Annotated in this window: 24 protein-coding genes and 1 pseudogene; 17 read left to right on the top strand and 8 right to left on the bottom strand. The window is 72.0% G+C overall.

Annotated features, from left to right (window positions below; translation table 11 throughout):
* Positions 1-120 precede the first annotated feature (120 nt).
* Positions 121-345 (bottom strand): heavy-metal-associated domain-containing protein, encoded by a 225-nt coding sequence (locus tag P8T65_RS11205; RefSeq protein WP_316725272.1) that lies wholly within the window; start codon positions 343-345, stop codon positions 121-123.
* Between the two features lie 216 nt (positions 346-561).
* On the opposite strand from P8T65_RS11205, the gene P8T65_RS11210 reads away from it, so the two are divergent.
* From P8T65_RS11210 to P8T65_RS11235, 6 genes are all read left to right on the top strand, one after another.
* On the top strand, positions 562-2,370 hold the full coding sequence (locus P8T65_RS11210; protein ID WP_316725273.1) for a methylmalonyl-CoA mutase family protein: 1,809 nt from the start codon (positions 562-564) through the stop codon (positions 2,368-2,370).
* A complete protein-coding gene (gene scpA / locus P8T65_RS11215; RefSeq protein WP_316725274.1) occupies positions 2,370-4,589 on the top strand; it encodes a methylmalonyl-CoA mutase in 2,220 nt (739 codons plus the stop codon). Before P8T65_RS11210 ends, scpA begins: the two co-directional genes overlap by 1 nt.
* Entirely contained in the window at positions 4,586-5,581 is a 996-nt protein-coding gene (gene meaB / locus P8T65_RS11220; RefSeq protein ID WP_316725275.1) for a methylmalonyl Co-A mutase-associated GTPase MeaB, read from the top strand. The genes scpA and meaB overlap by 4 nt, the downstream gene beginning before the upstream one ends.
* Positions 5,582-5,693: 112 nt before the next feature.
* Positions 5,694-6,563 (top strand): hypothetical protein, encoded by an 870-nt coding sequence (locus P8T65_RS11225; protein ID WP_316725276.1) that lies wholly within the window; start codon positions 5,694-5,696, stop codon positions 6,561-6,563.
* A 181-nt stretch (positions 6,564-6,744) separates the two neighbouring features.
* A complete protein-coding gene (locus tag P8T65_RS11230) occupies positions 6,745-7,413 on the top strand; it encodes a class F sortase (RefSeq protein ID WP_316725277.1) in 669 nt (222 codons plus the stop codon).
* 186 nt (positions 7,414-7,599) lie between these two features.
* Positions 7,600-8,421, top strand: coding sequence for a carbonic anhydrase (locus P8T65_RS11235; RefSeq protein ID WP_316725278.1), 822 nt, complete (start codon positions 7,600-7,602; stop codon positions 8,419-8,421).
* Between the two features lie 97 nt (positions 8,422-8,518).
* Here the strand turns inward: P8T65_RS11235 and P8T65_RS11240 are convergent.
* Positions 8,519-8,968, bottom strand: a pseudogene (locus P8T65_RS11240) (DUF6299 family protein).
* A 332-nt stretch (positions 8,969-9,300) separates the two neighbouring features.
* On the opposite strand from P8T65_RS11240, the gene P8T65_RS11245 reads away from it, so the two are divergent.
* Positions 9,301-9,489, top strand: a complete 189-nt coding sequence (locus P8T65_RS11245) for a DUF5999 family protein (RefSeq protein ID WP_184900388.1) — start codon at positions 9,301-9,303, stop codon at positions 9,487-9,489.
* Between the two features lie 31 nt (positions 9,490-9,520).
* On the opposite strand, the gene P8T65_RS11250 is transcribed toward P8T65_RS11245, so the two are convergent.
* Together P8T65_RS11250 and P8T65_RS11255 are read right to left on the bottom strand one after the other, a co-directional pair.
* Positions 9,521-9,919 (bottom strand): RidA family protein, encoded by a 399-nt coding sequence (locus P8T65_RS11250; RefSeq protein ID WP_316725279.1) that lies wholly within the window; start codon positions 9,917-9,919, stop codon positions 9,521-9,523.
* Positions 9,916-11,055 carry an acyl-CoA dehydrogenase family protein gene (locus P8T65_RS11255; protein WP_316725280.1) on the bottom strand — a complete coding sequence of 380 codons (1,140 nt, stop codon included), beginning with the start codon at positions 11,053-11,055 and terminating at the stop codon, positions 9,916-9,918. The genes P8T65_RS11250 and P8T65_RS11255 overlap by 4 nt, the downstream gene beginning before the upstream one ends.
* Before the next feature lie 176 nt (positions 11,056-11,231).
* Between P8T65_RS11255 and P8T65_RS11260 the strand changes: the two genes are divergently transcribed.
* From P8T65_RS11260 to cysD, 7 genes are all read left to right on the top strand, one after another.
* Positions 11,232-12,929: an AMP-binding protein gene (locus P8T65_RS11260; protein ID WP_316725281.1), complete on the top strand. Its 1,698-nt coding sequence runs from the start codon at positions 11,232-11,234 to the stop codon at positions 12,927-12,929.
* 15 nt (positions 12,930-12,944) lie between these two features.
* Entirely contained in the window at positions 12,945-13,763 is an 819-nt protein-coding gene (locus tag P8T65_RS11265) for a PaaX family transcriptional regulator C-terminal domain-containing protein (protein ID WP_316725282.1), read from the top strand.
* A gap of 84 nt (positions 13,764-13,847) precedes the next feature.
* Positions 13,848-14,744: a sulfotransferase gene (locus P8T65_RS11270; protein WP_316725283.1), complete on the top strand. Its 897-nt coding sequence runs from the start codon at positions 13,848-13,850 to the stop codon at positions 14,742-14,744.
* Complete coding sequence (locus tag P8T65_RS11275) at positions 14,741-15,151, top strand: hypothetical protein (protein WP_316725284.1); 411 nt, start codon at positions 14,741-14,743, stop codon at positions 15,149-15,151. Before P8T65_RS11270 ends, P8T65_RS11275 begins: the two co-directional genes overlap by 4 nt.
* The gene (locus P8T65_RS11280; protein WP_316725285.1) at positions 15,148-16,392 is read left to right on the top strand and encodes a glycosyltransferase family 4 protein; all 1,245 of its coding nucleotides are present in this window, start codon (positions 15,148-15,150) and stop codon (positions 16,390-16,392) included. The genes P8T65_RS11275 and P8T65_RS11280 overlap by 4 nt, the downstream gene beginning before the upstream one ends.
* The gene (gene cysC / locus P8T65_RS11285) at positions 16,389-16,949 is read left to right on the top strand and encodes an adenylyl-sulfate kinase (RefSeq protein ID WP_316725286.1); all 561 of its coding nucleotides are present in this window, start codon (positions 16,389-16,391) and stop codon (positions 16,947-16,949) included. Before P8T65_RS11280 ends, cysC begins: the two co-directional genes overlap by 4 nt.
* Positions 16,946-17,863, top strand: coding sequence for a sulfate adenylyltransferase subunit CysD (cysD, locus tag P8T65_RS11290; RefSeq protein ID WP_316725287.1), 918 nt, complete (start codon positions 16,946-16,948; stop codon positions 17,861-17,863). The genes cysC and cysD overlap by 4 nt, the downstream gene beginning before the upstream one ends.
* Before the next feature lie 323 nt (positions 17,864-18,186).
* Here cysD and P8T65_RS11295 read toward each other — a convergent pair whose 3' ends face one another.
* Both P8T65_RS11295 and P8T65_RS11300 read right to left on the bottom strand, forming a co-directional pair.
* Positions 18,187-20,520 carry a bifunctional salicylyl-CoA 5-hydroxylase/oxidoreductase gene (locus P8T65_RS11295; protein WP_316725288.1) on the bottom strand — a complete coding sequence of 778 codons (2,334 nt, stop codon included), beginning with the start codon at positions 20,518-20,520 and terminating at the stop codon, positions 18,187-18,189.
* An 83-nt stretch (positions 20,521-20,603) separates the two neighbouring features.
* Positions 20,604-21,431, bottom strand: a complete 828-nt coding sequence (locus P8T65_RS11300) for an enoyl-CoA hydratase family protein (RefSeq protein ID WP_316725289.1) — start codon at positions 21,429-21,431, stop codon at positions 20,604-20,606.
* Between the two features lie 330 nt (positions 21,432-21,761).
* Between P8T65_RS11300 and P8T65_RS11305 the strand changes: the two genes are divergently transcribed.
* A complete protein-coding gene (locus P8T65_RS11305; RefSeq protein ID WP_399098731.1) occupies positions 21,762-22,214 on the top strand; it encodes an ATP-binding protein in 453 nt (150 codons plus the stop codon).
* Between the two features lie 48 nt (positions 22,215-22,262).
* Here P8T65_RS11305 and argF read toward each other — a convergent pair whose 3' ends face one another.
* Together argF and P8T65_RS11315 are read right to left on the bottom strand one after the other, a co-directional pair.
* Entirely contained in the window at positions 22,263-23,270 is a 1,008-nt protein-coding gene (gene argF / locus P8T65_RS11310) for an ornithine carbamoyltransferase (protein ID WP_316725291.1), read from the bottom strand.
* Between the two features lie 139 nt (positions 23,271-23,409).
* The gene (locus P8T65_RS11315) at positions 23,410-24,633 is read right to left on the bottom strand and encodes an arginine deiminase (RefSeq protein WP_316725292.1); all 1,224 of its coding nucleotides are present in this window, start codon (positions 24,631-24,633) and stop codon (positions 23,410-23,412) included.
* Between the two features lie 192 nt (positions 24,634-24,825).
* Between P8T65_RS11315 and P8T65_RS11320 the strand changes: the two genes are divergently transcribed.
* Both P8T65_RS11320 and P8T65_RS11325 read left to right on the top strand, forming a co-directional pair.
* Positions 24,826-25,929: an SPFH domain-containing protein gene (locus P8T65_RS11320; RefSeq protein ID WP_316725293.1), complete on the top strand. Its 1,104-nt coding sequence runs from the start codon at positions 24,826-24,828 to the stop codon at positions 25,927-25,929.
* Complete coding sequence (locus P8T65_RS11325; RefSeq protein WP_316725294.1) at positions 25,926-26,825, top strand: hypothetical protein; 900 nt, start codon at positions 25,926-25,928, stop codon at positions 26,823-26,825. Before P8T65_RS11320 ends, P8T65_RS11325 begins: the two co-directional genes overlap by 4 nt.
* Positions 26,826-26,932: the final 107 nt, after the last annotated feature.

The raw sequence follows: 26,932 nt of genomic DNA on the forward strand, positions 1-26,932 counted from the left end.
GACCCGGGCGCTTCGCTGTACGTGGCCGGCGGCAGCGGAACGGAACAACCGTGTTCGGCCGCGGCGGTGACGGCCAATGGTCCCGGGACTTTCCTTTCTGCCACGGCAGGCGGGGCCGGCTCAGGCAGCCGCCCGGCGTACGACCTCCGCGACCTCGTAGCCGGCCTCGACGATCGCCGTACGCACCGCCGCGTCGTCGACCGTCTCCCCCCGTACGATCACCAGGCCGGCGCGTACGTCGACGTCGACCTCGGTGACGCCGGGCACCGCGACGACCTCCTCGGTGACGCTCTCGGCACAGTGGCCACAGCTCATGCCGGACACGGTGAAGTACTTCTCGGCCATGGGGTCGCTCCTGTCCTCGGTCGGCCCGGTGACCGCGCCGAGGGGGCGCACGGGCCGCGTGGCACGAGGTACGGCGCACGCCCTCGGCACGTTCAGCCGTCGCCGCCTGCCGCCGTCCGGTCCCGGTCCGCCGCCCTTCAACCGTCTATCCGGAGAGGGCAAGGTCACAGCCGTGCCCCCTGCTGCTCCTTTGCGCCTCTGGCCTAGCATCCGAGCATGACGGTCCTGCCTGACGACGGGCTTGAGCTGGCCGCCGAGTTCCCTGACGCAACCCACGAGCAGTGGCAGCGCCTCGTTGCGGGCGTGCTGCGCAAGTCGGGCAAGGACGTCGAGGGCGCTCAGGCCGAGGAAGCCCTGTCCACCGCGCTGGAGGACGGGCTGCGCACCCGTCCCCTCTACACCGCGCACGACACCGCGCCCCCCTCCGGCCACCCCGGCTTCGCGCCCTTCGTACGAGGGGGCAGGGCCGCCGGCAACACCGTCGGCGGCTGGGACGTACGCCAACGGCACACGGCGGCGGACGGCGCGGCCGTGCTCACGGACCTGGAGAACGGCGTCACCTCCCTGTGGCTGGTGCTCGGCGAGGGCGGCTTCCCGGTGGCGTCGCTCGGCCGGACCCTGGACGGCGTCCACCTCGACCTCGCGCCCGTGGTCCTGGACGCGGGTGCCGAAGCGGAGCCCGCCGCACGGGAGTTGCTGCGGCTGTACGCCGAGCGGGGCGTCGCCGGTGCGGCTGCGCGGGGCAACCTGGGCGCGGACCCCCTCGGTCACGAGGCCCGCACCGGACAGAGCTACGACAGCGCACCCGTCCTCGACCTCGCGCGCCGGTGCGCCGAGGAGTACCCGGGGCTGCGGACGCTGACCGTGGACGCCCTGCCGTACCACGAGGCCGGCGGCTCGGCGGCGCAGGAGCTGGGCGCCTCGCTCGCGACCGGTGTCGCGTATCTGCGGGAGCTGACCGGCGCCGGGCTGAGCGTCGAGCAGGCTTTCGCACAGCTGGGGTTCCGGTACGCGGCGACCGCCGACCAGTTCCTGACGATCGCCAAGCTGCGCGCCGCGCGCCGCCTCTGGGCCCGGGTCGCCGAGGTGTGCGGGGCACCCGCCGCCGGGGCGCAGATCCAGCACGCAGTGACCTCGCCGGTGATGATGACGCGCCGCGACCCGTGGGTGAACATGCTGCGTACCACCATCGCCGCGCTCGCCGCCGGCGCGGGCGGCGCCGACTCGGTCACCGTGCTGCCCTTCGACCACCGGCTGGGCCTGCCGGACGCGTTCGCGCGACGGATCGCCCGCAACACCTCGACGATCCTGATCGAGGAGTCCCACCTCGCCCGGGTGATCGATCCGGCGGGCGGCTCCTGGTACGTGGAGCGGCTCACCGACGAACTCGCCCACGCGGGCTGGGAGTTCTTCCAGCAAATCGAACGCCTGGGCGGACAGGCCGCCGCGCTGCGATCGGGCGACCTCTGCCGGGACCTCGCCGACACCTGGGCGGCCCGCACCGGCGGGCTCGCCAAGCGGCGCGAACCGGTCACCGGTGTCAGCGAGTTCCCGCACCTGACGGAGAAGCCGGTCGTCCGTGCCCCGGCGCCCGAGCCGCCCTCCGGCGGTCTCCCCCGCGTCACCCGCGACGAGGCGTACGAGACCCTGCGGGCCCGCTCGGACGCCCACCTCGCCGCGACGGGCTCCCGCCCCCGGATCTACCTGGCCGCCCTCGGCCCGGCCGCCGCCCACACCGCGCGGACGACCTTCGCCGCCAACCTCTTCCAGGCGGGCGGCATCGAGCCCGTCACGGAGGGCTCCTTCGAGGACAGCGGCGCCACCGAGGTCTGTCTGTGCTCCAGCGACGCCCTGTACGAGGAGAGCGCCGCGACCGAGGCGGCCGCGCTCAGGGCCTCCGGCGCCACGCACGTGTTCCTCGCGGGCCGCCCCGGGGAGTACGCCGACGTCGACGCCTACGTCTTCGCGGGCTGTGACGCCGTGGCCGTCCTGTCCGCCACCCTCGACCGCATGGGAGTGTCCTGATGACCACCCCCTCCACCCCATCCACCCCATCCACCCCATCCGTCCCCTCCGTCCCCGACTTCACCGGGATCGAGCTGGGTTCCCCGTCCGTCGACGGCGGCGCCGACGAGTGGCGTACGGCCGTCGAGAAGACGACCGACGGCGGCGAGCCGCTGTGGGAGACACCGGAGGGCATCCCGGTCAAGCCGCTCTACACGGGGCAGGACCTGGAGGGTCTGGACTTCCTGGGCACGTATCCGGGCATGGCCCCGTATCTGCGCGGCCCGTACCCGACGATGTACGTCAACCAGCCCTGGACGATCCGCCAGTACGCGGGGTTCTCCACCGCCGAGGAGTCCAACGCCTTCTACCGCCGCAACCTGGCGGCCGGTCAGAAGGGCCTGTCCGTCGCCTTCGACCTGCCCACCCACCGGGGCTACGACAGCGACCACCCTCGGGTGACCGGTGACGTCGGTATGGCGGGCGTGGCGATCGACTCGATCCTCGACATGCGGCAGCTCTTCGACGGCATCCCGCTGGACCGGATGACCGTGTCGATGACGATGAACGGCGCGGTGCTGCCCGTGCTCGCGCTCTACATCGTGGCGGCCGAGGAACAGGGCGTACCGCCCGAGAAGCTGGCCGGGACCATCCAGAACGACATCCTCAAGGAGTTCATGGTCCGCAACACCTACATCTACCCGCCGAAGCCGTCGATGCGGATCATCTCCGACATCTTCGCCTTCACCTCGCAGCGGATGCCCCGCTACAACTCCATCTCCATCTCCGGCTACCACATCCAGGAGGCGGGCGCGACGGCCGACCTGGAGCTGGCGTACACGCTCGCGGACGGCGTCGAGTACATCAGGGCGGGCCGGGAGGCCGGCCTGGACGTGGACGCGTTCGCGCCCCGGCTGTCGTTCTTCTGGGCGATCGGCATGAACTTCTTCATGGAGGTCGCCAAGCTGCGCGCGGCCCGCCTGCTGTGGGCGAAGCTGGTCAGGCAGTTCCACCCGAAGAACACCAAGTCCCTTTCCCTGCGCACCCATTCGCAGACCTCGGGCTGGTCGCTGACCGCGCAGGACGTCTTCAACAACGTCACCCGCACCTGTGTGGAGGCGATGGCGGCCACCCAGGGCCACACCCAGTCGCTGCACACCAACGCCCTGGACGAGGCCCTGGCCCTGCCGACCGACTTCTCCGCCCGTATCGCCCGCAACACCCAGCTCCTCATCCAGCAGGAGTCCGGCACCACCCGGGTCATCGACCCGTGGGGCGGCAGCGCGTACGTGGAGAAGCTGACGTACGACCTCGCCCGCCGGGCCTGGCAGCACATCCAGGAGGTCGAGCAGGCGGGCGGCATGGCCAAGGCCATCGACGCGGGCATCCCCAAGCTGCGCATCGAGGAGGCCGCGGCGCGCACCCAGGCGCGGATCGACTCCGGGCGGCAGCCGGTCATCGGCGTCAACAAGTACCGGGTCGACAGCGACGAGCAGATCGACGTTCTCAAGGTCGACAACTCCTCCGTCCGGGCCCAGCAGATCGAGAAGCTGCGGCGACTGCGCGCGGACCGCGACGAGACCGCCTGCCAGGACGCGCTCGACGCGCTCACCCGGGCGGCCGACGGCGAGGGCAACCTGCTGGAGCTGGCCGTGCGCGCGGCCCGCGCCAAGGCCACCGTCGGCGAGATCTCCGACGCCCTGGAGAAGGTGTACGGCCGGCACGCGAGCCAGATCCGTACGATCTCCGGCGTGTACCGCAATGAAGCAGGCGAGTCCCCGAACGTGGAGCGCACCCGGAGCCTGGTGGAGTCCTTCGCCGAGGCCGAGGGCCGCCGGCCGCGCATCCTGGTCGCCAAGATGGGCCAGGACGGCCACGACCGGGGCCAGAAGGTGATCGCGACCGCGTTCGCCGACCTCGGCTTCGACGTGGACGTCGGCCCGCTGTTCCAGACCCCGGCCGAGGTGGCCCGTCAGGCCGTCGAGGCGGACGTGCACATCGTCGGGGTGTCGTCACTGGCCGCCGGGCACCTGACCCTCGTACCGGCGCTGAAGGAGCAGCTGGCCGAGGAGGGGCGCGAGGACATCATGATCGTCGTCGGTGGGGTGATCCCGCCTCAGGACGTGCCCACCCTCCTGCGGATGGGCGCGGCGGCCGTCTTCCCGCCCGGCACGGTCATCCCGGACGCGGCGTTCGACCTGGTGCGGCGGCTGTCGGACGAGCTCGGGCACGACCTGTGATCGATGTCGACGCCTACGCCAAGGGTGTGCTCGACGGGAAGCGGGCGATCGTCGCCCGCGCCATCACCCTCGTCGAGTCCACCCGGCCCCAGCACCGGGCCCTGGCCCAGGAGCTGCTGACCGCGCTGCTGCCGCACAGCGGCCGGGCCCGGAGGATCGGGGTCAGCGGGGTGCCGGGCGTCGGCAAGTCGACGTTCATCGACGCGTTCGGCACGATGCTGACCTCGCTCGGGCACCGGGTGGCGGTGCTGGCGGTGGACCCGTCGTCGAGCCGTACGGGCGGCTCGATCCTCGGCGACAAGACCCGGATGGAGCGGCTGGCCGTCGACCCGGCGGCCTTCGTCCGGCCCTCGCCGACGGCCGGGACGCTCGGCGGTGTCGCGAAGGCCACCCGTGAGTCGATGGTGGTGATGGAGGCGGCCGGCTACGACGTGGTGCTGGTGGAGACGGTGGGCGTCGGCCAGTCGGAGACGGCGGTCGCCGACATGGTCGACTCCTTCCTGCTCCTGACGCTCGCCCGCACCGGCGACCAGCTCCAGGGCATCAAGAAGGGCGTCCTGGAACTGGCCGACGTGCTCGCCGTCAACAAGGCGGACGGCCCGCACGAGCGTGACGCCCGCACGGCGGCACGGGAGCTGGCGGGTGCCCTGCGGCTGATGCACGGGAAGGACGCGGTCTGGACGCCGCCGGTGCTGAGCTGCAGCGCCCGCGAGTCCACCGGCCTCGACACCGTCTGGGAGCGTCTGGAGCAGCACCGCACGCTCCTGGACTCCACCGGCCGGCTCACCGCCAAGCGCCGGGATCAGCAGATCGACTGGACCTGGTCGATGGTCCGCGACGAGCTCCTCGACCGGCTGCGCACCCACCCCGGTGTCCGCTCCGTCGCGCCCGACCTCGAACAACGGGTCAGGGACGGCGAGTTGACGGCGACGCTGGCCGCCGAACGCATTCTGGAGGCCTTCGGGGACCCGTCCCCCGGTTCACCCGGCTGAGCGCCCTGAGTGGTGGCCGCGTGCGATCCGGCTGACGGTGGATCACGTCGGAGTCGGGTCAAGTCAGCTGACGAAGCACCAGCTGCCCGGCTGCCGGCGGAAGGACCATCAGATGCGTTCTGCCCGCATGCTGCTCGTCACCGGGGCGGCGGCCGCCGTCCTCGCCGTCACCGCTCCCGGCGCGTACGCCGACGGTGACGAGTGGGAGCACAAGGACAACGGCTACAGCAAGGAACACCACAAGGACGGCCACCACGACGGCCCGCGCGGCGGCATTCACACGGGTGGCGGCGCGCTGACCTCGCCCGGCGCCGGGGGCTACGACAAGGAGGAGTCCGCCAAGGAGTCCTGGAAGGACGACCACGACAAGCCGCGCGGCGGGATGCACACCGGTGGCGGCGCACTGACCTCGCCCGGCGCCGGGGGCTACGACAAGGAGGAGTCCACCAAGGAGTCCTGGAAGGACGACCACGACAAGCCGCGCGGCGGGATGCACACCGGTGGCGGCGCACTGACCTCGCCCGGCGCCGGGGGCTACGACAAGGAGGAGTCCACCAAGGAGTCCTGGAAGGACGACCACGACAAGCCGCGCGGCGGGATGCACACCGGTGGCGGCGCACTGACCTCGCCCGGCGCCGGGGGCTACGACAAGGAGGAGTCCACCAAGGAGTCCTGGAAGGACGACCACGACAAGCCGCGCGGCGGGATGCACACCGGTGGCGGCGCGCTGACCTCGCCGGCGGGCGGGGAGGAGTGGAACTCCGAGCGGTCCGGCAGGCCCGGCGCCGGGGGCTACGACAAGGAGGAGTCCACCAAGGAGTCCTGGAAGGGCGACCACGACAAGCCGCGCGGCGGGATGCACACCGGTGGCGGCGCGCTGGCCGCTCCGGCGGTGACCGCGGGCGGGATGGCGATCCTCGCGGTGGCCGGTACGGGCATGTACGCCCTGCGCCGCAGGAAGACCGCCGGAAGCGTGGCCTGAGCCCATGCCGGGCGCGATACCTGGCCCGATAGCGGCCGGGCCTCCACACCGTGTGTCGTGTGGCGGCCCGGCCGGCGTTCCCCGCGTGCGGCCCCCCGGCCGGTGTTCCCGTCGTACCGGCCCCGGCCGCCCGCTCCTTCGTCCCTTTCGCTCTGCTGCCGTACCTGTGAGGTGGTTTTCGATGGCAGCCCACTCCTCTCCCCCCGGCGCCCGCGTCAATCTGACCGTGCTGTGCGCCGTGGTCCTGTTGATCCTGGCGGTGAGCCTGTTCGGCGGCGAGGACTCCTCGTCCGGCACCTCCCGCCCGCCGGGCGCCCGGCACGCCCCGCAGGCCGCGCCCGCCTCCCCCGGCGAGCAGGCCGCGCCCGTCGAGCGGCCGGCGGACCGGCGAGAACGGTCGGCCCGGGCCAGACCTGTCCGGCTGCTCATCCCCAAGATCCAGGTGAGCGCCCCCTTCGTGCCCCTCTCCGTCGGCCGCTCCGGGCAGCTCGAAGCCCCGCCAGCCGACGACGTGAACCTCGTCGGCTGGCACGCCGAGGGTGCCGCGCCCGGCGAGACGGGCACCTCGATCATCGCCGGCCATGTCGACACGGCGACCTCACCGGCGGTCTTCGCCAAGCTCAGCGAACTGGAGAAGGGGGACGTCTTCCACGTCGCGCGCTCCGACGGGAGCAGAGTGTCCTTCGTGGTCGACGCCCTGGAGACGTTCGAGAAGGACGACTTCCCCGACAAGCGCGTGTACGCCGACGCGACCCGCCCCGAGGTCCGGCTGATCACCTGCGCCGGCGACTACGACCGCAAGGTCATGGACTACACGGAGAACCTGGTGGTCTTCGCGCACCGGACCTGAGGTCACGCGGGCACGCGGAGGGAGAGCGCTCCCACGCCCCGGGCGAACGCAAAGAGACGGGCTGTCCAAGAACCATTCCCGAAGCGACCAAGGGAGGTTCAAGGGACGGCCATGTTTGATCAACGCACGTCCATGATTACGCAACTTGAACGTTTGAGCGTTTAGGCCGGGCGTACGTTCCTGGCCGTGAACCCTGACGCAACACCCCACAGTGGCGACAGCACCGAGGCGACCGCCACCGGCGTGGACGCCCCGATATCCCACACCAAGTCGCGCGGTCGGCGCTCCCTCCTGCGCGCCGCGCTGGCCGGCACGGCCGTCCTCGGCGGCGGCCTCGCGGTCGGCGCCTTCCCGGCCGACGCCGAGCCCGTCTCCCGCTCCTCCCGCGCCAACCCCGCGCACTCCACCCCCACCCGTCCGCGGCCGAAGACGGCGGACGAGGCGCTGACGGAGCTGTCGAAGGGCAACCGCCGCTGGCGGACCTTCCACGAGCAGCACCCCGACGAGGACTACGCCGTGCGCAAGGCGCTGACGACCGGTCAGCAGCCGTTCGCCCTGGTCCTCGGCTGCATCGACTCCCGGGTCCCCCCGGAGCTGGTCTTCGACCAGGGCCTCGGCGACCTGATGACCGTGCGCAGCGCGGGCGAGGTGCTGGACCGGTCCGTGCTCGGCAGCGTCAAGTACGGCGTCCTCGAACTGAAGATCCCGCTGGTCGTGGTGCTCGGTCACCAGTCCTGCGGCGCGGTGAAGGCGGCCGTCGCGGTGGACGAGAGCGGTGAGGAACTGCCGAGCGGTATCCAGTACATCGCGGACGAGATCGCTCCGGCGATCGACCACAGCGTGACCGGCGACGCCCGGGTCGCGGCGACCATCGACGCGAACGTCCGGCTCGTCCGCTCCAAGCTCAAGGCCGACCCGGACCTCGCCGCCAAGCTGAAGGCGGGCGAGGTTGCCGTCGTCGGCGCCCGCTACGACCTGACGACCCAGCGGGTGCACCTGCTCAAGTAGCGGGCCCTGGCAGGGAGAAGGCGGCTCCGGTGCATCACCCACCACCGGGGCCGCCTTCGTGTGTCGTGATGGCGCCGGGCCGTGTCCGGCCGGCGGCTCAGCCCTCGACGAGGGTGATGTCCTGCTGCCGCACGGCGTGGAACCTGGGCAGCGGCAGGCCGCCGCCGGAGAGCTCCGTGACGGTGGCCTCCACCCGGGCGGGGCCGGGCCGGAAGCGGCCCGGGGCGGCCTCGTCCGTGTTGGTCCAGGTGTGGTCGGCGCCGTCGCAGACCGCCGAGGTGCCGCCGACGCCCTTGCGGAGGCGGCTCTCGCCCTGCTGGAGCGAGGACGAGACGAAGACGGGGCCGTTGCCGCCGAGACAGCGGTAGGTGCCGGACAGGGCGAGGGTGCCGTCGGGGGCCACGACCCCGGTGGGGTCGATGGTCACCGTCTCGAACGGTTAGGTCGTGGCGCCGACGGACGGGGCAGCGGCGAGCACCAGCAGCGCGGCGCCGGCGGCCGCGCCGAGCAGCCGGGGGACGCGCGCGAAGGCCGGGGACGAGGGCATGGGAGAACCTCCTTGGACGGGATCCAGCGGTGATCCAGGGGGGTTTAGAGGGGATCCAGAGGAAGTCCAGAGGTACCGGCCACACCCCTCCGATCGTGCGATCGTCACCCCTTCGTCGACGCGTCGCTCACCCCGTCCTCACTACCGGTTCCGCCTGTCCCACCACCGGGTGCGCCCCGCGCGCCCGTGGTTATGTCCGCGTCCTGTCACGGCACGTCCGGGTGCTGTCACGTCTCGCGCGAGGATGTGGCGATGAGTTCCGGGCGCGGGCATGGTCTGTAGTGCGAGGCGGTGACGCACCGCCGGCACTCACGACGACGTGGAGGCGCGCCATGTGTTCACACCAGCCCCTGTGCCCCTCGGCAGACCGTTCCGACCGCGACGCCGCGCGTGTCGTCGCCTTCCACCCCGAGCAGGGTTGGAACCTGCTGTGCAACGGGGCGATCGTCTTCGACGACACCGGCGAGATCCTGCCCGACGGCAGCATCGTCGCGCCGAGCCGGCTCGCGGTCGCGGCCTGACACCCACCGCACCGGGGCCTGGGCCTCGGGGCTACGGCAGGACCGCGAAGCCGTCCAGCTCCACCCACGCCCGCTCGTCCCAGAGCCGTACGACGCCGACGACCGCCATCGCGGGATAGTCCCGGCCCGCCAACCGCCGCCAGATGCCGCCCAGTCGAGGAGCGCGGCGTCGATAGTCGGCGACGTCCGTCGCGTAGACCGTGACGCGGGCGAGATCGGCCGGCGCACCGCCGGCGGCCTCCAGCGCGGCCAGCAGATTGCCCAGGGCCTGCTCGAACTGCTCCTCCAGCGTCTCCCCCACGATCTTGCCGTCCGCGTCGAGCGCGGTCTGGCCCGCCAGGAACACGACCCGGCTCCCGGTGGTGACGACGGCGTGGGAGAAGCCAGTGGGGGGCGACAATCCGGCCGGGTTCACCCGCTCGGCGCTCATGACGGCCTCCCCTCGGACCCGGTCCGCCGGTACAACTCCTTGGCGATGACCGTCCGTTGCACCTCGCTCGCCCCTTCGTAGATGCGTGGCGCCCGCACCTCGCGGTAGAGGTGTTCGAGCAGATGGCCGCGTCGCAGCGCCCGCGCGCCGTGCAGTTGGACGGCCGCGTCGACGACGTACTGCGCCGTCTCGGTGGCCAGCAGCTTCGCCATCGCGGACCGGCGCGGCACCTCCGGGTCCCCCGCGTCGTACGCCGTCGCCGCCGCGTAGACCATGAGCCGGGCCGCCTCCGTGCGCAGCGCCATCTCGGCGACCTGGTGGGAGACGCTCTGGAGGTCCCGCAGCTTGCCGCCGAAGGCGTCCCGTCGGGCGGTGTGCACGAGGGTGGCGTCCAGGGCGGCCTCGGCCATGCCGACCGCGAAGGCGCCGACGCTCGGGCGGAAGAGGTCGAGGGTGGCCATGGCGACCCGGAAGCCCTGGTCGGGTGTGCCGAGGACGTCGTCGGCGGTGACGGGGACGGCGTCGAGGCTCAGGGCGCCGATGGGATGCGGCGAGAGCATGTCGAGGGGGGTGCCGGTGAGACCGCGGCGGTCGGCCGGGAGCAGGAAGGCGGTCACGCCACGGGAGCCGGCGTCCGGGGTGGTGCGGGCGAAGACGGTGTAGAGGTCGGCCTCGGGGGCGTTGGAGATCCAGCACTTCTCGCCGATGAGCCGCCAGCCTCCGGGGCCGTCGGGTTCCGCGCGCAGGGAGAGGGCAGCCGCGTCGGACCCGGCGCCCGGCTCGCTGAGCGCGAAGGCCGCGATCGCGTCGCCGTCGCTCACCCGGGGCAGCCAGCGGGCCCGCTGCGCGTCGGTGCCGTGGGCGTGCACCGGGTGGGCGCCCAGCCCCTGGAGGGCGAGCGCCGTCTCGGCCTCGGTGCAGACGTACGCCAGTGACTCGCGCATCAGGCAGAGGTCGAGCGCCCCCGAGGTGAACAGCCGGGAGAGCAGGCCCAGTCGGCCGAGTTCGGCGACGAGGGGTCGGTTGACATGGCCGGGCTCGCCCTTGTCGGCCAGGGGGCACAGGCGTTCGACGGCCAGTGCGCGCAGCTCGGCGCGCCAGGCGAGTTGTGATGGTTCGAGCGAGAATGCGGTCACTGCCCGTCCCTTCTCACCTGGGGGCCACTGCCGAGGTTATCGCGAACCGTTGACTGCCGTCACCAAGGCGATACGCTCGCTGATGCGAGCCCACCCACGCCAGCCAGTCCGGCACTCCGTGCGAGCCCACTTCGGCAGGGACCACAGCAGCAGGGACACAGCAGGGGGCGAACGTCATGAACTCCAGGGTCACCGCCCATGTCGACACCTTCGCCCGGGACTCCCTCCCGCCGCCGGACCAGTGGCCCGAGCTGTCCTTCGACCTCCCCGAACTGCGCTATCCGGACCGGCTCAACGCCGCCGCCGAGCTGCTCGACGGCGGCGAGGCCGGGCAGCCCGTGTTCCGCACGCCCGCCGGGGAGAGCTGGACGTACGGCGCACTCCGAGACCGTGTCGACCGGATCGCGCATGTCCTCACGTCCGACCTCGGGGTGGTCCCCGGCAACCGGGTCCTGCTGCGCGGCCCCACCACGCCCCTGCTGGCCGCGTGCTGGCTCGCGGTGCTCAAGGTGGGGGCGGTCGCGGTGACCGTACTGGCGCAGCAGCGGCCGCAGGAGCTGGCGACGATCTGCGAGCTGGCGCGGGTCTCCTTCGCGCTGTGCGACCTGCGGCACGTGGACGACCTCGTGAAGGCGGACGTCCCGGGGCTGAGGGTCACCACCTTCGGCGGGGGCGGGCCCGAGGACCTGCTCGGGCTGCCGTCGGCGGACGGGGCGCGCGGCCCGTACGAGGCGGTGGGCACGGCGGCCGAGGACGTGGCACTGATCGCGTTCACCTCCGGGACGACCGGGCGCCCCAAGGGATGCGTGCACTTCCACCGGGACCTGCTGGCGATCGCGGACACCTTCTCCCGGCATGTGCTGCGCCCCAGGGCCGACGACGTGTTCACGGGGTCCCCGCCGCTCGGTTTCACGTTCGGTCTCGGCGGCCTCGTCGTCTTCCCGATGCGGGCCGGCGCCAGTGCCCTGCTGCTCGAACAGGCGGGCCCGAGGCAGCTGCTGCCGGCGATCGCCGAGCACCGGGTGTCGGTGCTGTTCACCGCGCCGACCGCCTACCGGGCGATGCTGGGCGAGCTGAACGGGGCGGCAGGGAAAGCCGGTTCGGCAGGGGAAGCAGGCTCGGCCGGGGCGGACGGCTCGGCCGGGGCGGACGGTTCGGCCGGGGCCGAGCGGTACGACATCTCGTCGCTCAGGCGGTGCGTGTCGGCGGGCGAGAACCTGCCGGAGGCCACGTGGCGGGCCTGGCACGAGCGGACCGGGCTGCGGATCATCAACGGCATCGGGGCGACCGAGCTGCTGCACATCTTCATCTCGGCGGCCGACGACGCCGTACGGCCGGGGCGGACGGGCGTGCCGGTGCCCGGATGGCGGGCACGGGTGCAGGACGCGGAGGGGAGGCCGGTGCCCGACGGACGGCGGGGACTGCTCGCGGTTCGCGGCCCGGTCGGCTGCCGTTACCTGGCGGACGAGCGGCAGCGGGAGTACGTGCGCGACGGCTGGAACGTCACGGGTGACACCTACGTCCGCGAGCCCGACGGGTACTACCGCTATGTCGCGCGCGCCGACGACATGATCATCTCGGCCGGGTACAACATCGCGGGTCCCGAGGTGGAGGAGGCACTGATGCGCCATCCGGACGTGGTGGAGACGGCGGTGGTGGGCCGGCCGGACGAGGCGCGCGGCCAGGTCGTCGTCGCCCATGTGGTGGTCGCGGCGGGTGCGCGCCGGGACGGCGAGGCGCTACGTGCGTTCCTCAAGTCGCAGCTGGCGCCCTACAAATGCCCGCGCGAGTTCGTGTTCCTGGACGCGCTGCCACGCACGGCGACCGGCAAACTTCAGCGGTTCCGGCTGCGCACCCTAAGTGACCAGCAGTGATGCCGACGACCTAAAATGATCAACGTGTCCGAACAGCACGCACCACGTTCGCTCATCGTCACCTTCTACGGCGCCTACGGCCGTTCGGTGCCGGGCCCGGTGCCCGTCTCCGAGCTGATCCGGCTGCTCGCCGCGGTCGGTGTCGACGCGCCCTCCGTCCGCTCCTCGGTGTCCCGGCTCAAGCGGCGCGGCCTGCTGCTGCCGGCCCGCACCGCGACGGGGGCGGCCGGGTACGCGCTGTCGCAGGACGCGCGCCAGCTCCTGGAGGACGGCGACCGCCGGATCTACGCGACGGCGCCCGAGCGGGACGAGGGCTGGGTGCTGGCCGTGTTCTCGGTGCCGGAGTCGGAGCGGCAGAAGCGGCACGTGCTGCGCTCCCGGCTGGCCGGGCTGGGTTTCGGGACGGCGGCACCGGGCGTGTGGATCGCGCCGGCCCGGCTGTACGAGGAGACCCGGCACACCCTGACCCGGCTGCGGCTCGACCCGTACGTGGACCTGTTCCGGGGCGAGCACCTGGGGTTCGCGGCGACCGCCGAGGCGGTGGCACGGTGGTGGGACCTGGCCGGGATCGCCAAGCAGCACGAGGCGTTCCTCGACCGGCACGCGCCCGTGCTGCACGACTGGGAGCGGCACGAGGAGACCCGGGCGGAGGAGGCCTACCGCGACTATCTGCTGGCCCTGGACTCCTGGCGCCATCTGCCGTACGTCGACCCCGGGCTGCCCGCCGAACTGCTGCCCGCCAACTGGCCGGGGGTGCGCTCGGCGGCGGTGTTCCGTGCACTGCACGGGCGGCTGAGGGACGCCGGAGCCGTGTTCGTGACCGCCGCATCGTAAAAATCTGGAACAGTTTCGTTCACTCAGGGAACCCTCAGGTTCTTGCTTCGGTCTTCTCAGAATCTTTACTTACCATCCTGACGCATGAGCCTCATGCGCAACCTGAACCGTGCCCTCACCGCCACCACCGGTCTGCAAGTACGCAGGGCCTCCCCGGTCGCGTCCGCCGCGCCCGGGGCCACGGCGCCGAAGCGGGCGGCTAAGAAGCCCACGGCGGTGTACCGATGTCCGGCTCCCGAGGACCTCGCGACGGACCGGTTGCTCAGGCGGCCGGTCTTCATCATGTCGCCCGTGCGCTCGGGCTCCACCCTGCTTCGCATGCTCCTGAACGCGCACCCGCGGCTGCACTCCCCGCACGAGCTGCACATACGCCGCCTGGAGGTCGGTTACGGCAGCAAGCTCTCCCAGAAGGCGATGAGCGCGCTCGACCTGGAGCGCGGTGACCTGGAGCACCTGCTGTGGGACCGGGTCATGCACCGCGAACTGGTCAGGTCGGGCAAGGACTTCATCGTCGAGAAAACCCCGAGCAACGCCTTCGTGTACGAGCGCATCCGGGACTGCTGGCCGGACGCCCGCTTCGTCTTCCTGCTGCGCCACCCGGTCTCCATCGCCCGGTCCTGGTACGAGGGGGACCCCGACAAGCGCACCTACGACGAGGCCGCCGCCGACGCGCTGCGCTATATGAGGGCCGTCGAGCGGGCGCGCGAGGGCACCACCGGCGGGTACACCGTGCGCTACGAGGACCTCACCGCCGACGCCGAGAAGGAGCTGCGGGGGCTGTGCGCGTTCCTGGACATCGACTTCGAGCCCTCCATGCTCGACTACGGCAGGCAGGACGACGCCCAGGTCGTCAAGGGCCTCGGCGATTGGCGGGACAAGATCAGGACGGGGCGGGTGCAGGCCGGGCGGGCGCTGCCCACCGACGACGAGATCCCCGACCTGCTCCGGCCGATGTGCGAGGCGTGGGGCTACAGCCAGTGAGGCCGCACGCCGAGATAGCCGAGGTGTGGCCGCGCGACGGGCACATCAGACTCGTCGGACGCATCCACGGGACCCCGGCGGACGGGACCTGGCACCTGCTCCTCACGCGCCGCGCGCACACCGGCCGGACGCTGCGCTACGCCGCCGCCGTCGAGGGCGACCGCTTCGAGACCGAACTGCCCGTCGGCGACCTCACCGCCGACGACTACGCGCCCGTCGAGGAATGGGACGTCCACCTGACGGACGGTGAGGTCGAACTGCGTGCCGGGAGGCACCTCGACGACGTGCGGGGCAAGAAGAAGATCTTCGTGTATCCGGAGCAGCGCGCGGGAGACCTCCGGGTGCGGCCCTACTTCACGATCAAGGACAACCTGTCTCTGGAGTGCCGTACGGGAGGCCCCGCATGACCGACCGCCGACCACTCCCCCGGCGCCCCCGCATCCGCTACCTGCTGCTGCACGCGTACGGCCGGGGCGGCACCATCCGCACGGTGATGAACCAGGCCAACTCCCTGGTGGCGGCCGGCTGGACCGTGGAGATCGTCAGCGCCCTGCGCCGCCGCGACGACCTCCAGTTCCCGCTCGACCCCCGGGTGCGGGTCACCACCGTCGTCGACCTGCGCGAGGGCGCCCACACCCCGCCGTCCGGGCTCCTGGCCCGCTGGCTCGACCGCCGGCGCGGCGTACAGCTGGAGGCACCCGCCCGGCACATCCCCAAGGGCGAGTTCGGCTACCGCCACTTCAACCGGTACGTCGAGGACCGGCTCATCGCGTACCTGCGGTCGTTGACCGACGGCGTCCTCGTCACCACCCGTCCCGCGCTGAACTTCCTGGCCGCCGAACACGCCACCGGAGGTGTGGTCCGGGTCGCCCAGGAGCACATGAACCTCGGCACCCACAAGCGGGACGTGCAGCAGCGCATCCAGGAGACGTACCCGCGCTTCGCTGCGGTCGCCGTGCTCACCGAACGCGACCGCGAGGAGTACACCGAACTCCTGCCCGGGACCAGGGTCGTCCGGATCCCCAACGCGGTGCACTCCCTGGACCAGGTCCCCGCCGACCCCCGGTCGAGGATCGCGGTGGCGGCCGGCCGGCTCTTCCCTCAGAAGGGCTTCGACCTGCTGATCCCGGCCTGGGCGAAGCTCGTCGAGGCCTACCCCGACTGGCAGTTGAGAATTTACGGCAGCGGCGAGAAGAAGTCGGAACTGCGCCACCTCATCGACGAACACCATCTCTACAATCATGTCTTCCTCATGGGGCACACCGACCGCTTGGACGACGAACTCGCCAAGGCCTCCTTCTACGTGCTCAGTTCACGCTTCGAGGGACTGCCCATGGTGATGATCGAGGCGATGAGCCACGCCCTGCCCGTGGTGAGCTTCGACTGCCCGACCGGCCCCGCCGACGTACTGACGCACGGCGTGGACGGGCTGCTCGTCCCGCCCGAGGACCCCGACGCGCTCGCCGACGCCATGGCCCGGCTGATGGCCGACGAGGTGCTGCGCGCCGACATGGGCGTGGCCGCGGTCCTCACGGCGGCCTCCTACGGCCCGGACTCCGTCCACCACCGCTGGGAGTCCCTCTTCGCCTCCCTCCACGAGCAACGGCACGGCATCGCCGCCGGCGCCCCGAAAGGAACCCACGCATGACCACCTCGTCCAGGGCCTCCCAGGCCCAGGGAGCCACGGTCTGGCTCACCGGACTGCCGAGCGCGGGCAAGACCACGATCGCTCGCGTCCTCGCCGGGCGGCTGCGGTCCGAGGGACATCGGGTGGAGGTACTCGACGGTGACGAGATCCGCCGCTTCCTCTCCGCGGGGCTCGGGTTCTCCCGCGAGGACCGCAACACCAATGTGCAACGCATCGGCCTGGTCGCCGAGGTCCTCGCCCGGAACGGCGTCAAGGCGCTCGTGCCGGTCATCGCGCCCTACGCCGACAGCCGCGAGGCAGTCCGCGGGCGCCACGACGCCAGCGGAACCCCGTACTTCGAGGTGCATGTCGCCACCCCCGTCGAGGTGTGCAGCCGGCGTGATGTGAAGGGGCTGTACGCCCGGCAGGCCGCGGGCCGGCTCAAGGGCCTGACCGGCGTCGACGATCCGTACGAGCCGCCGGCCGCCCCGGCGCTCCACCTCCCCACGCAGCACCAGACGCCCGACGAGTCGGCCGCGGCCGTGTACGCGCTGCTGGCGGAACGGGGCCTCGTATGACCGGTACCACCGGCACCCCCTACCCGCTGTCGCACCTGGACGCGCTGGAGTCCGAGGCGGTCCACATCTTCCGCGAGGTCGCGGGCGAGTTCGAGCGGCCGGTGATCCTCTTCTCCGGCGGCAAGGACTCCATCGTCATGCTGCACCTGGCGCTGAAGGCCTTCGCCCCCGCCGCGGTCCCCTTCTCCCTGCTGCACGTCGACACCGGACACAACTTCCCCGAGGTGCTGGAGTACCGCGACCGCACGGTGGCCCGCCACGGACTGCGGCTGCACGTGGCCTCCGTCCAGGACTACATCGACCGCGGAGTGCTGCGCGAACGCCCCGACGGCACCCGCAACCCCCTGCAGACCGTGCCGCTCACCGAGAGGATCCAGGCGGAGAAGTTCGACGCCGTCTTCGGCGGCGGCCGCCGCGACGAGGAGAAGGCACGGGCCAAGGAGCGGGTGTTCTCACTGCGCGACGAGTTCTCCCAGTGGGACCCGCGACGCCAGCGCCCCGAGCTGTGGAACCTCTACAACGGCCGCCACGCACCCGGCGAACACGTCCGCGTCTTCCCCCTCTCCAACTGGACCGAGCTGGACGTCTGGCAGTACATCGCCCGCGAGGGCATCGAGCTGCCGGAGATCTACTTCGCGCACGAGCGTGAGGTGTTCCAGCGGGCCGGGATGTGGCTGACCGCCGGCGAGTGGGGCGGGCCGCGCGAGAACGAGAGGGTCGAGAAGCGCCGGGTGCGGTACCGGACGGTGGGCGACATGTCCTGCACGGGTGCCGTGGATTCGGACGCGACCACGCTGGACGCCGTGATCACCGAGATCGCCGCCTCCCGGCTCACCGAGCGGGGCGCGACCCGCGCCGACGACAAGATGTCCGAGGCCGCGATGGAAGACCGTAAGCGCGAGGGGTACTTCTAGGCACGAGCACGATCACCAGCGACACGCTGCGCTTCGCGACGGCCGGGTCGGTAGACGACGGCAAGTCCACCCTGGTGGGCCGCCTGCTGCACGACTCCAAGTCGGTCCTCACCGACCAACTGGAAGCCGTGGAACGGGTCTCCGCCTGGCCGCGTCCCTCACGACGGTGACCGACGGGACTTCCACCGCAGCTTCCAACTCCGCCGGAACAATGCCGCGACACACCGCGTCGCCGTCGTCAGATTCGCTTCACCCCCGGCCTGAAGGGCAGAGCACTGCGAATGGATCCCGGTAGCCCTGCGGCCTGCCGTGTCGCGTGGTGGTCAGGACAGGGTGAGGCGGGGTCTGGGGGCGTCGGTGCGACCGGTGTTGGGGCGGCGGCTGCCGGCCCGGTACGGGGCGGGCCAGGGCGCGCCCGGTCCCTCGTAACCCTGTTCGGCCGCCGCGTGGAGGGTCCAGTGGGGGTCGTAGAGGTGGGGGCGGGCCAGGGCGCAGAGGTCGGTGCGGCCCGCGAGGATCAGTGAGTTGACGTCGTCCCAGGAGGAGATGGCGCCGACGGCGATCACCGGCACCCCCACCTCGTGCCGGATGCGGTCCGCGTACGGGGTCTGGTACGAGCGGCCGTACTCGGGCTGCTCGTCGACGACGACCTGCCCCGTCGAGACGTCGATCGCGTCGGCGCCGTGCGCGGCGAAGGCACGGGCGATCGCGACGGCGTCGTCGGCGGTGGTCCCCCCGTCCGCCCAGTCGGTCGCGGAGATACGGACGGTCATGGGCCGCTCCTCCGGCCACACCGCCCGTACGGCGTCGAAGACCTCCAGCGGGAAGCGGAGCCGGTGGGCGAGGGAGCCGCCGTAGCGGTCGGTGCGGCGGTTGGTCAGCGGTGAGAGGAAGCCGGAGAGCAAGTAGCCGTGGGCGCAGTGGAGTTCGAGCAGGTCGAACCCGCTGCGGGCGGCTCTGACCGCGGCCGAGGCGAACTGCTCGCGGATGTCGGTGAGGTGTGCGCGGGAGAGTTCGCGCGGCGTCTGGCCGCCCGGCTTGTACGGGAGCGGGGAGGCCGCCGCGAGGGGCCAGTTGCCGGTGTCCAGGGGCTCGTCGATGCCCTCCCACATCCGTTTGGTCGAGCCCTTGCGGCCGGAGTGCCCCAACTGCACGCCGATGGCTGTGCCGGGCGCCCGATCGTGCACGAAGGTCACCGTGCGGCGCCAGGCGTCGGCCTGCCGCGTGTTCCAGAGCCCGGCGCAGCCCGGCGTGATCCGCCCTTCGGGGCTGACGCACACCATCTCGGTCATCACGAGCCCGGCGCCGCCTAGGGCCCGGGCGCCGAGATGGACGAGGTGGAAGTCGCCGGGGACGCCGTCGGTCGCCGAGTACATGTCCATCGGGGAGACGACGACCCGGTTGCGCAGGGTCAGCCCGCGCAGTCGGAAGGGGGTGAACATCGGGGGCGTGCCTGGCGGGCAGCCGAACTCCCGCTCCACCGCGCCGGTGAAGTGCGCGTCGCGCAGCCGGAGGTTGTCGTGGGTGACGCGGCGGCTGCGGGTGAGGAGGTTGAAGGCGAACTGCCGGGACGGCTGGTCGAGATGGAGCCCGATGTCCTCGAACCACTCCAGGCTGGCCCGCGCCGCGCGCTGGGTGGAGGCGACCACCGGACGGCGTTCCTCCTCGTACGCCCGCAACGCCCGTTCCAGGTCGGGCTGTTCCTCCAGGGAGGCGACCAGGGCCAGCGCGTCCTCGACGGCCAGCTTCGTACCGGAGCCGATGGAGAAGTGCGCGGTGTGCGCGGCGTCGCCGAGCAGGACGAGGTTGCCGTGGGACCAGCGTTCGTTGACGACCGTGCGGAAGGTCGTCCAGGTGGAGTTGTTGGAGCGCAGGGGGCGTCCGCCGAGCGCGTCCGCGAAGAGTTTCGCGCACCGTTCGACCGACTCCCGCTCGTCCGCCCCGTCCAGCCCGGCGGCCCGCCACACCTCCTCGCGCATCTCCACGATGACGGTGGAGGCGCCGGGCGCATAGGGGTAGCCGTGCAGTTGTGCCACGCCGTGCTCGGTCTCGGCGATCTCGAAGCGGAACGCCTCGAAGGCGAAGTCGGCGGCGAGCCAGATGTACCGGCAGCGATGTGTCCGGACGGCGGGCCGGAACACCTGGGCGTACGCCTCGCGCGTCGCGCTGTGCACACCGTCCGCCGCGATGACCAGGTCGTACGTCTCACAGAGCCAGGAGGGGTACGGGGCCTCCGTGCCGAAGCGGAGGTCCACGCCGAGGGCGCGGCAGCGGGCGTGGAGGACCTGCAGGAGGGTACGGCGGCCGAGGGCTGCGAAGCCGTGTCCTCCGGAGGTGTGGCGGATGCCTCGGTGGACGATGTCGATGTCGTCCCAGCGGACGAAGTGCGCTTGCAGTGCCTCGTGGACCTGGGGGTCGGCGTGTTCTATGCCGCCGAGGGTCTCGTCGGACAGGACCACGCCGAAGCCGAAGGTGTCGTGGGGGAGGTTGCGTTCCCAGACGGTGACGTCGCGGGATGGGTTCAGGCGCTTCAGCAGGGCTGCGGCGTAGAGGCCGGCCGGGCCGCCGCCGATGATCGCTATTCGGATGGGGTGGGTGGGGTGCGTTGGCGGGTGGGGGGTCGTGGGGGCTGGTCGCGCCCCGCGGCGGAGCCGCATATCGACCCCGCCCCGCGCCCCTGGGGAGGCTGCACCTGAGGGCGGTATGACAGGGGAGGTCGGTTCAGCGGCCGGCGTCGGCATCAGTGGCCCTGCCACTTCGGCGCGCGCTTTTCCGTGAACGACGCGTGGAACTCCCTGTAGTCCTCGCCGGTCATCAGGAGGGCCTGGGTCGCCGCGTCGAGTTCCACGGCGGCCGACAGGGGCATGTCCAGCTCGGCCGTCAGCAGGGCCTTCGTCTGGGCGTGGGCCAGGGCCGGGCCCTCGGCCAGGCGGCTGGCCAGCGCCTGGGCGGCCGCGTCGGCACTGCCCTCGTCGGTGAGTTGGCTGAGCAGGCCGGTGCGCTCGGCCTCGGCGGCATGGACGGGTTCGCCGAGCATGAGCAGGCGGGTGGCGTGGCCGAGGCCGACGACACGGGGCAGCAGGTAGGCAGCGCCCATGTCGCCGCCGGAGAGGCCCACGCGGGTGAAGAGGAAGGAGAAGCGGGCGGTGGGGTCGGCCACCCGGAAGTCGGCGGCCAGGGCGAGGACCGCTCCGGCGCCCGCCGCCACGCCGTGCACGGCGGCGATCACGGGGAAGGGGCATTCGCGGATCGCTCGTACGACCTGGCCGGTCATCCGGTTGAAGTCGAGCAGCTGGGCGGTGTCCATGGCGAGGGTGGCGCCGATGATCTCGTCGACGTCCCCACCGGAGCAGAAGCCGCGGCCGGCGCCGGCCAGCACCAGGGCCCGTACGGATCTCTCCCGGGAGAGTTCGGCGAGCAGGTCGCGCAGGTCGGCGTAGGCGCCGAAGGTGAGGGCGTTCAGCTTCTCCGGGCGGGCGAGGGTGACGGTGGCGACGCCGTCGGTGATCTCGCACCGCAGGTGCCGCCAGTCGGAGGTGCGGGCGGCGGAGCCGGTGAAGGGACTCATACGGGCGGCCTCCTCGGGGGCTACCGCGACGCGCGGCTGCTTCCCTGCCCCTTGAAGTTATCACTGTTATCTGACTGTCGTCACGAGTGCGCGATAGGGCGAAGCGATAGGCCGATCCGGACGCCACGGAGGCGGTCTGCGGGCCCCGTGACTCGGTCACGGACGTTCGACAAGCCGGTAACGACAGGCTCGGCCGGGCGCGGCGGGGCGTTGGCACGGGTAGACCGCCGTCAACGGGGCCGACGGCCCCTCGCGGCCCGCCGAGCGACTTCACCGGTCCGCGCCGTACCATTCATCACGTTGAAAGCAGGACGAGCCATGACCTGCTCCATGAACGGATCAGCCGCCTTGCACGAACCCTCCGCCCCCGCCTCCTGGCGCATCGCGCTGCCGCACACTGCCGCGGCCGTGCCCGTGGCCCGCGCCCTGGTGCGGACCGCGCTGACCGAGCTGGAGCACGGGGCGGACTGCGACACGGCTGAGCTGCTCACGGCGGAGCTGGTCGCGAACGCGATCGAGCACGCCGCCGGGGAGGGCCCCATAGAGCTGATCGTCGAGCTGGTGCCGAGCGGCTGCAAGGTGGAGGTCCACGACCCCGACCCCGCTCCCCCGGGCGACCTCACCGCCCCGGGACACCTCGACCCCGACCCCTGGCAGGAGCACGGCCGCGGTCTGCTGCTGATCCGCGCCCTCAGCTCCGCCTGCGGTCACCGCCCCACGGACTCCGGCAAGGCGGTGTGGTTCCGGCTGCCGACGGTGCCGCCGCAGCGCCGCCACGCGTAGTCCCCGGCCCCCGGCCGACCGCCGGCCCGGCGTCGCGGGGCGTCGGCCTCACGCCAGGGTCGCCACCAGGACCGCCTTGATCGTGTGCAGCCGGTTCTCCGCCTCGTCGAAGACCACGGAGTGCGCCGACTCGAACACCTCGTCCGTGACCTCCAGCGAGTCCAGCCCGTGCAGCTCGTGGATCTCGCGGCCCACCTTGGTGCCGAGGTCGTGGAAGGCCGGCAGACAGTGCAGGAACTTGACGTCCGCGTTGCCGGTGGCCCGCAGCACGTCCATGGTCACGGCGTACGGGGAGAGCGCCCCGATGCGCTCGCCCCAGACCTCCTTGGGCTCCCCCATGGAGACCCAGACGTCGGTGGCGACGAAGTCGGCGCCCTCGGCCCCCTCGTGGATGTGCTCGGTGAGGGTGATCCGCGCACCGCTGATCTCGGCGAGCTTGCGGGCGTGGGTGACGATCTCCTCGGCCGGCCAGTAGGCCTGCGGGGCGACGATCCGCACGTCCATGCCGAGCAGGGCACCGGTGACCAGGTAGGAGTTGCCCATGTTGAAACGGGCGTCGCCGAGGTAGGCGAGGACCATCTCGTCCAGCGGCTTGTCGCTGTGCTCGGTCATGGTCATCACGTCGGCCAGCATCTGGGTGGGATGCCAGTCGTCGGTGAGCCCGTTGTAGACCGGCACCCCGGCGTACGCCGCCAGCTCCTCGACGTTCGCCTGACTGTCGCCCCGGTACTCGATTGCGTCGAACATCCGTCCGAGCACCCGCGCGGTGTCCTTGACCGACTCCTTGTGGCCCATCTGGGAGCCGGACGGGTCCAGGTACACCGTCCGGGCGCCCTGGTCGGCCGCGGCGACCTCGAACGCGCAGCGTGTGCGCGTCGAGGTCTTCTCGAAGATGAGCGCGATGTTCCTGCCCTGCAGGTGCTGGGCCTCCGTCCCGGCCTTCTTGGCCGCCTTCAGCTCCACGGCCAGCTCGATCAGCCCTCGGAACTCCTCCGCGGTGAAGTCCAGCTCCTTGAGGAAGTGACGCCCGGCGAGGGCGTGGGGAACGGTCACCATGGGGCGCTCCTGGGTCGACGGGACAGGGACAGCGACAGGAAGACTGGAAGTCTATACGATGTTCCACATTTCTATACGGCGCCCTCCGTGCCTCCACGCGTCCCCGCCCCGGCACCCGGCATCCCAGCGCCGTGGATCCCTACACCGCGGATCTCTCCACCGGGCAGCTCATGCAGCGCGGCCCGCCCCTCCCCCGCCCCAGCTCGCTGCCCGGGATCTCGATGACCTCGATGCCCTGCTTGCGCAGATGCGTGTTGGTGGTGGCGTTGCGCTCGTAGGCGACCACGACGCCGGGCTCGACGGCGAGAACGTTGCAGCCGTCGTCCCACTGCTCGCGTTCGGCGGCGTGGACGTCCTGCGTGGCGGTGAGCACCCGGATCGCGTCGAGGCCGAGCGCGGCGGCGATCGCGCGGTGCATGTGCTCCGGCGGATGGTCGGTGACCTTGAGCTCCTTCTCCTCGACACCGGGCTCGATGGTGTACGAGCGGAGCATGCCGAGTCCGCCGTACTGGGTGAAGGTGTCTCCGTCGACCATGGTCATGACGGTGTCGAGGTGCATGAAGGCCCGGCGCTTGGGCATGTCGAGGGCCACGATGGTCTGCGCGGAGCCGGCGGCGAAGAGCTTGTGCGCGAGCATCTCGACGGCCTGCGGAGTCGTCCGTTCGCTCATGCCGATGAGGACGGCCCCGTTGCCGATGACGAGGACGTCGCCGCCCTCGATGGTCGACGGGTAGTCGGCCTGACCCTCCGACCAGACATGGAACGTCTCGGCGCGGAACAGCGGGTGATGCCGGTAGATCGCCTCGAAGTGGACGGTCTCGCGCTGACGGGCCGGCCAGCGCATGGCGTTGATGGACACCCCGTCGTAGATCCAGGCGGAGGTGTCGCGGGTGAAGAGGTGGTTGGGGAGCGGGTCGAGGAGGAAGTCGTCCAACTCCATGACATGGAAGCGGACGGAGGCCGGCTCCATGTGCGCGTCGAGGAACTCGCGCTTGGTCATACCGCCGATCAGCGCCTCGACCAGCCCGTCCACGGGCAGCGATTCGAAGGCGGCCCTGAGGTGGTCCGTGGCGAGCGGGCCGTACTCCTTCTCGTCGAAGACGCGGTCCAGGACGAGTTGCCGGGCCTGCGGAATCCGCATGACGTCGGTGAGGAGGTCACCGAAGAGGTGGACGGCGACGCCCCGGTCACGCAGCACGTCGGCGAATCCGTCGTGCTCGGCGCGCGCCCGGCGCACCCACAGGACGTCGTCGAAGAGCAGCGCGGTCTTATTGCTGGGGGTGAGCCTTTTGAGCTCAAGGTCCGGCCGGTGCAGGATGACGCGGCGCAGGCGCCCGGCCTCGGAGTCGACATGGAATCCCATGCCCTCATCCTGACCATTCGGGCGCGTGTTCACCCTCCGGTCGGCCGAATCGGAATCCTTCCGCCACCTTCATCTCGTCCTCTTGACGATAAAGGGGTCCCCTCGTTATCGTCTAAGTGACGCGAATCGCTCGCACCGAACATCGGGGGCGGGCTCGCGGACACGTCCGGCGGCACCAGAGGGGGACCATCCATGGCCGACATCACCAGACGGCTCGGCTGGCGGCATCTGCGCGGAGCACCCACCGCCCACATCCGTCACCACCGCTCCGGGCGGCTCGCGCACGACGGCCCGGGGCTGAGCTTCTGGTACCGGTCGCTCAGCGCCGCGCTCTCCGAGATCCCGGTGGACGACCGGGAACTGGCGATGACCTTCCACGCCCGTACGTCCGACTTCCAGGACGTGGCGGTGCAGGCGACGGTCACGTACCGGGTGAGCGACCCCGCGATCGCCGCCGCCCGGCTCGACTTCTCCATCGACCCCGACACGGGGGTCTGGCGCGGCGCTCCGCTGGAGCAGCTGTCGACCCTGCTGACGGAGACGGCCCAGCAGCACGCGCTGGACGTCCTGGCCCGTACGACACTGGCCTCCGCCCTGGTCGACGGGGTCGCGGCGGTCCGGGAACGGGTGGCGAGCGGGCTGGCGGCCGAGCCACGGCTGCCGGCCACCGGGATCGAGATCGTGGCCGTCCGCGTGGTGGCGCTGCGGCCCGAGCCCGAGGTGGAGCGCGCGCTGCGTACACCGGCCCGGGAGCAGATCCAGCAGGAGGCCGACCGGGCGACGTACGAGCGCCGGGCCGTGGCCGTCGAGCGGGAGCGGGCCATCGCCGAGAACGAGCTGGCCAGCCAGATCGAACTCGCCCGGCGCGAGGAGCAGTTGGTCGAGCAGCGGGGCACCAACGCGCGGCGCGAGGCGGAGGAGAGGGCCGCCGCCGACGCGGTGAAGGCGGGCGCGGAGGCGGCCCGGACGGTACGGCTGACCGAGGCGGAGGCCGAACGCACCGTGAAGCTCGCCGAGGCCGAGGCCGCACGGAGTGTGAAGCTGGCGCAGGCGGAGGCGGCGCGGCAGGTCAAGCTCGCCGAGGCCGAGGCGAGGGCCGCGCGGGAGGTGGGCGCGGCGCGGGCCGAGGCGCAGGCGGCGTGGCTGCGGGTGCACGCCGAGGTGGACGCGGCGACGCTGCACGCGCTGACCGGGTCGCGGCTCGCGGAGAACCTGCCGCGGATCGAGAGTGTGACGGTGTCGCCGGATGTGCTGACCGGGCTGCTGTCCAGGCTCGGCGGCGGGGACCGGGCGTGAGTCTGGCGCCGCGCGTGGTGCTGGTCCATCGCACCACCGAGTACGAGGAGTTGGTGGCCCGGCACGGTACGCACGGGCAGGCCGCCTTCTTCCTGCGGTCCCGGGGGCGGGACATCGAGGACGTGGCCGAGCGGCACCGGCGGGAACGCGCGGCGCTCGCCGAGGTCGCCTCCTCGGTGCCGCTGACGTGGCGTCAGTCGCGGGTCGAGCGGGGCGATCTGGACCGCTTTCTGTTCGCTCCCGAGGACGTGGTGGTCGTGGTCGGGCAGGACGGGCTGGTCGCCAACGCGGCGAAGTACCTCGCGGGGCAGCCGGTGGTGGGGATCAACCCCGATCCCCGGCGCAATCCGGGGGTGCTGGTGCGGCATCGGCCGGAGCAGGCCGCGAAGTTGCTGGCCGCTTCTGTCCAACGAGCGGGCCAGGTCGACGAGTTGACGATGGTCGAGGCCGTCGCGGACGACACGCAGCGGCTGGTGGCGCTCAACGAGATCTACCTCGGCGCGGCGGGGCACCAGACCGCCCGGTACCGCCTGGGGCTCGACGGCGACAGGGGTGCCGTCGAGCCCCAGGCCTCGTCCGGGGTGCTGGTCGGGACGGGGACCGGGGCGAGCGGGTGGATCCGGTCCGTCTGGCAGGAACGGGCCAGTGCGCTGGCCCTTCCGGGGCGCGACGAGGCGCGTCTGCTGTGGTTCGTGCGTGAGGCGTGGCCGTCTCCGGTGACCGGGACGTCCCTGGTGGCGGGGGAGTTGGCGGCGGCGGCGCGGCTGCGGGTGACGGTCGAGTCGGATCGGTTGATCGTGTTCGGGGACGGGATGGAGGGGGATGCGCTGGAGCTGACGTGGGGGCAGACGGTGCGGGTGGGGGTGGCGGGGGTTCGGTTGCGGTTGGTGGGCTGACGTGATGGGTCGCCCCCGCCGCCCCTACCCGTCCCGTCACCAGGGGCTGCGCCCCTTCGACCCCCGAGGTGGGTTCTTCGGGTGCGGGTGGGTGGGGCTTCTCGCGC

Origin of the sequence: Streptomyces sp. 11x1, from assembly GCF_032598905.1 — a bacterium.
Taxonomy (GTDB): Bacteria; Actinomycetota; Actinomycetes; order Streptomycetales; family Streptomycetaceae; genus Streptomyces.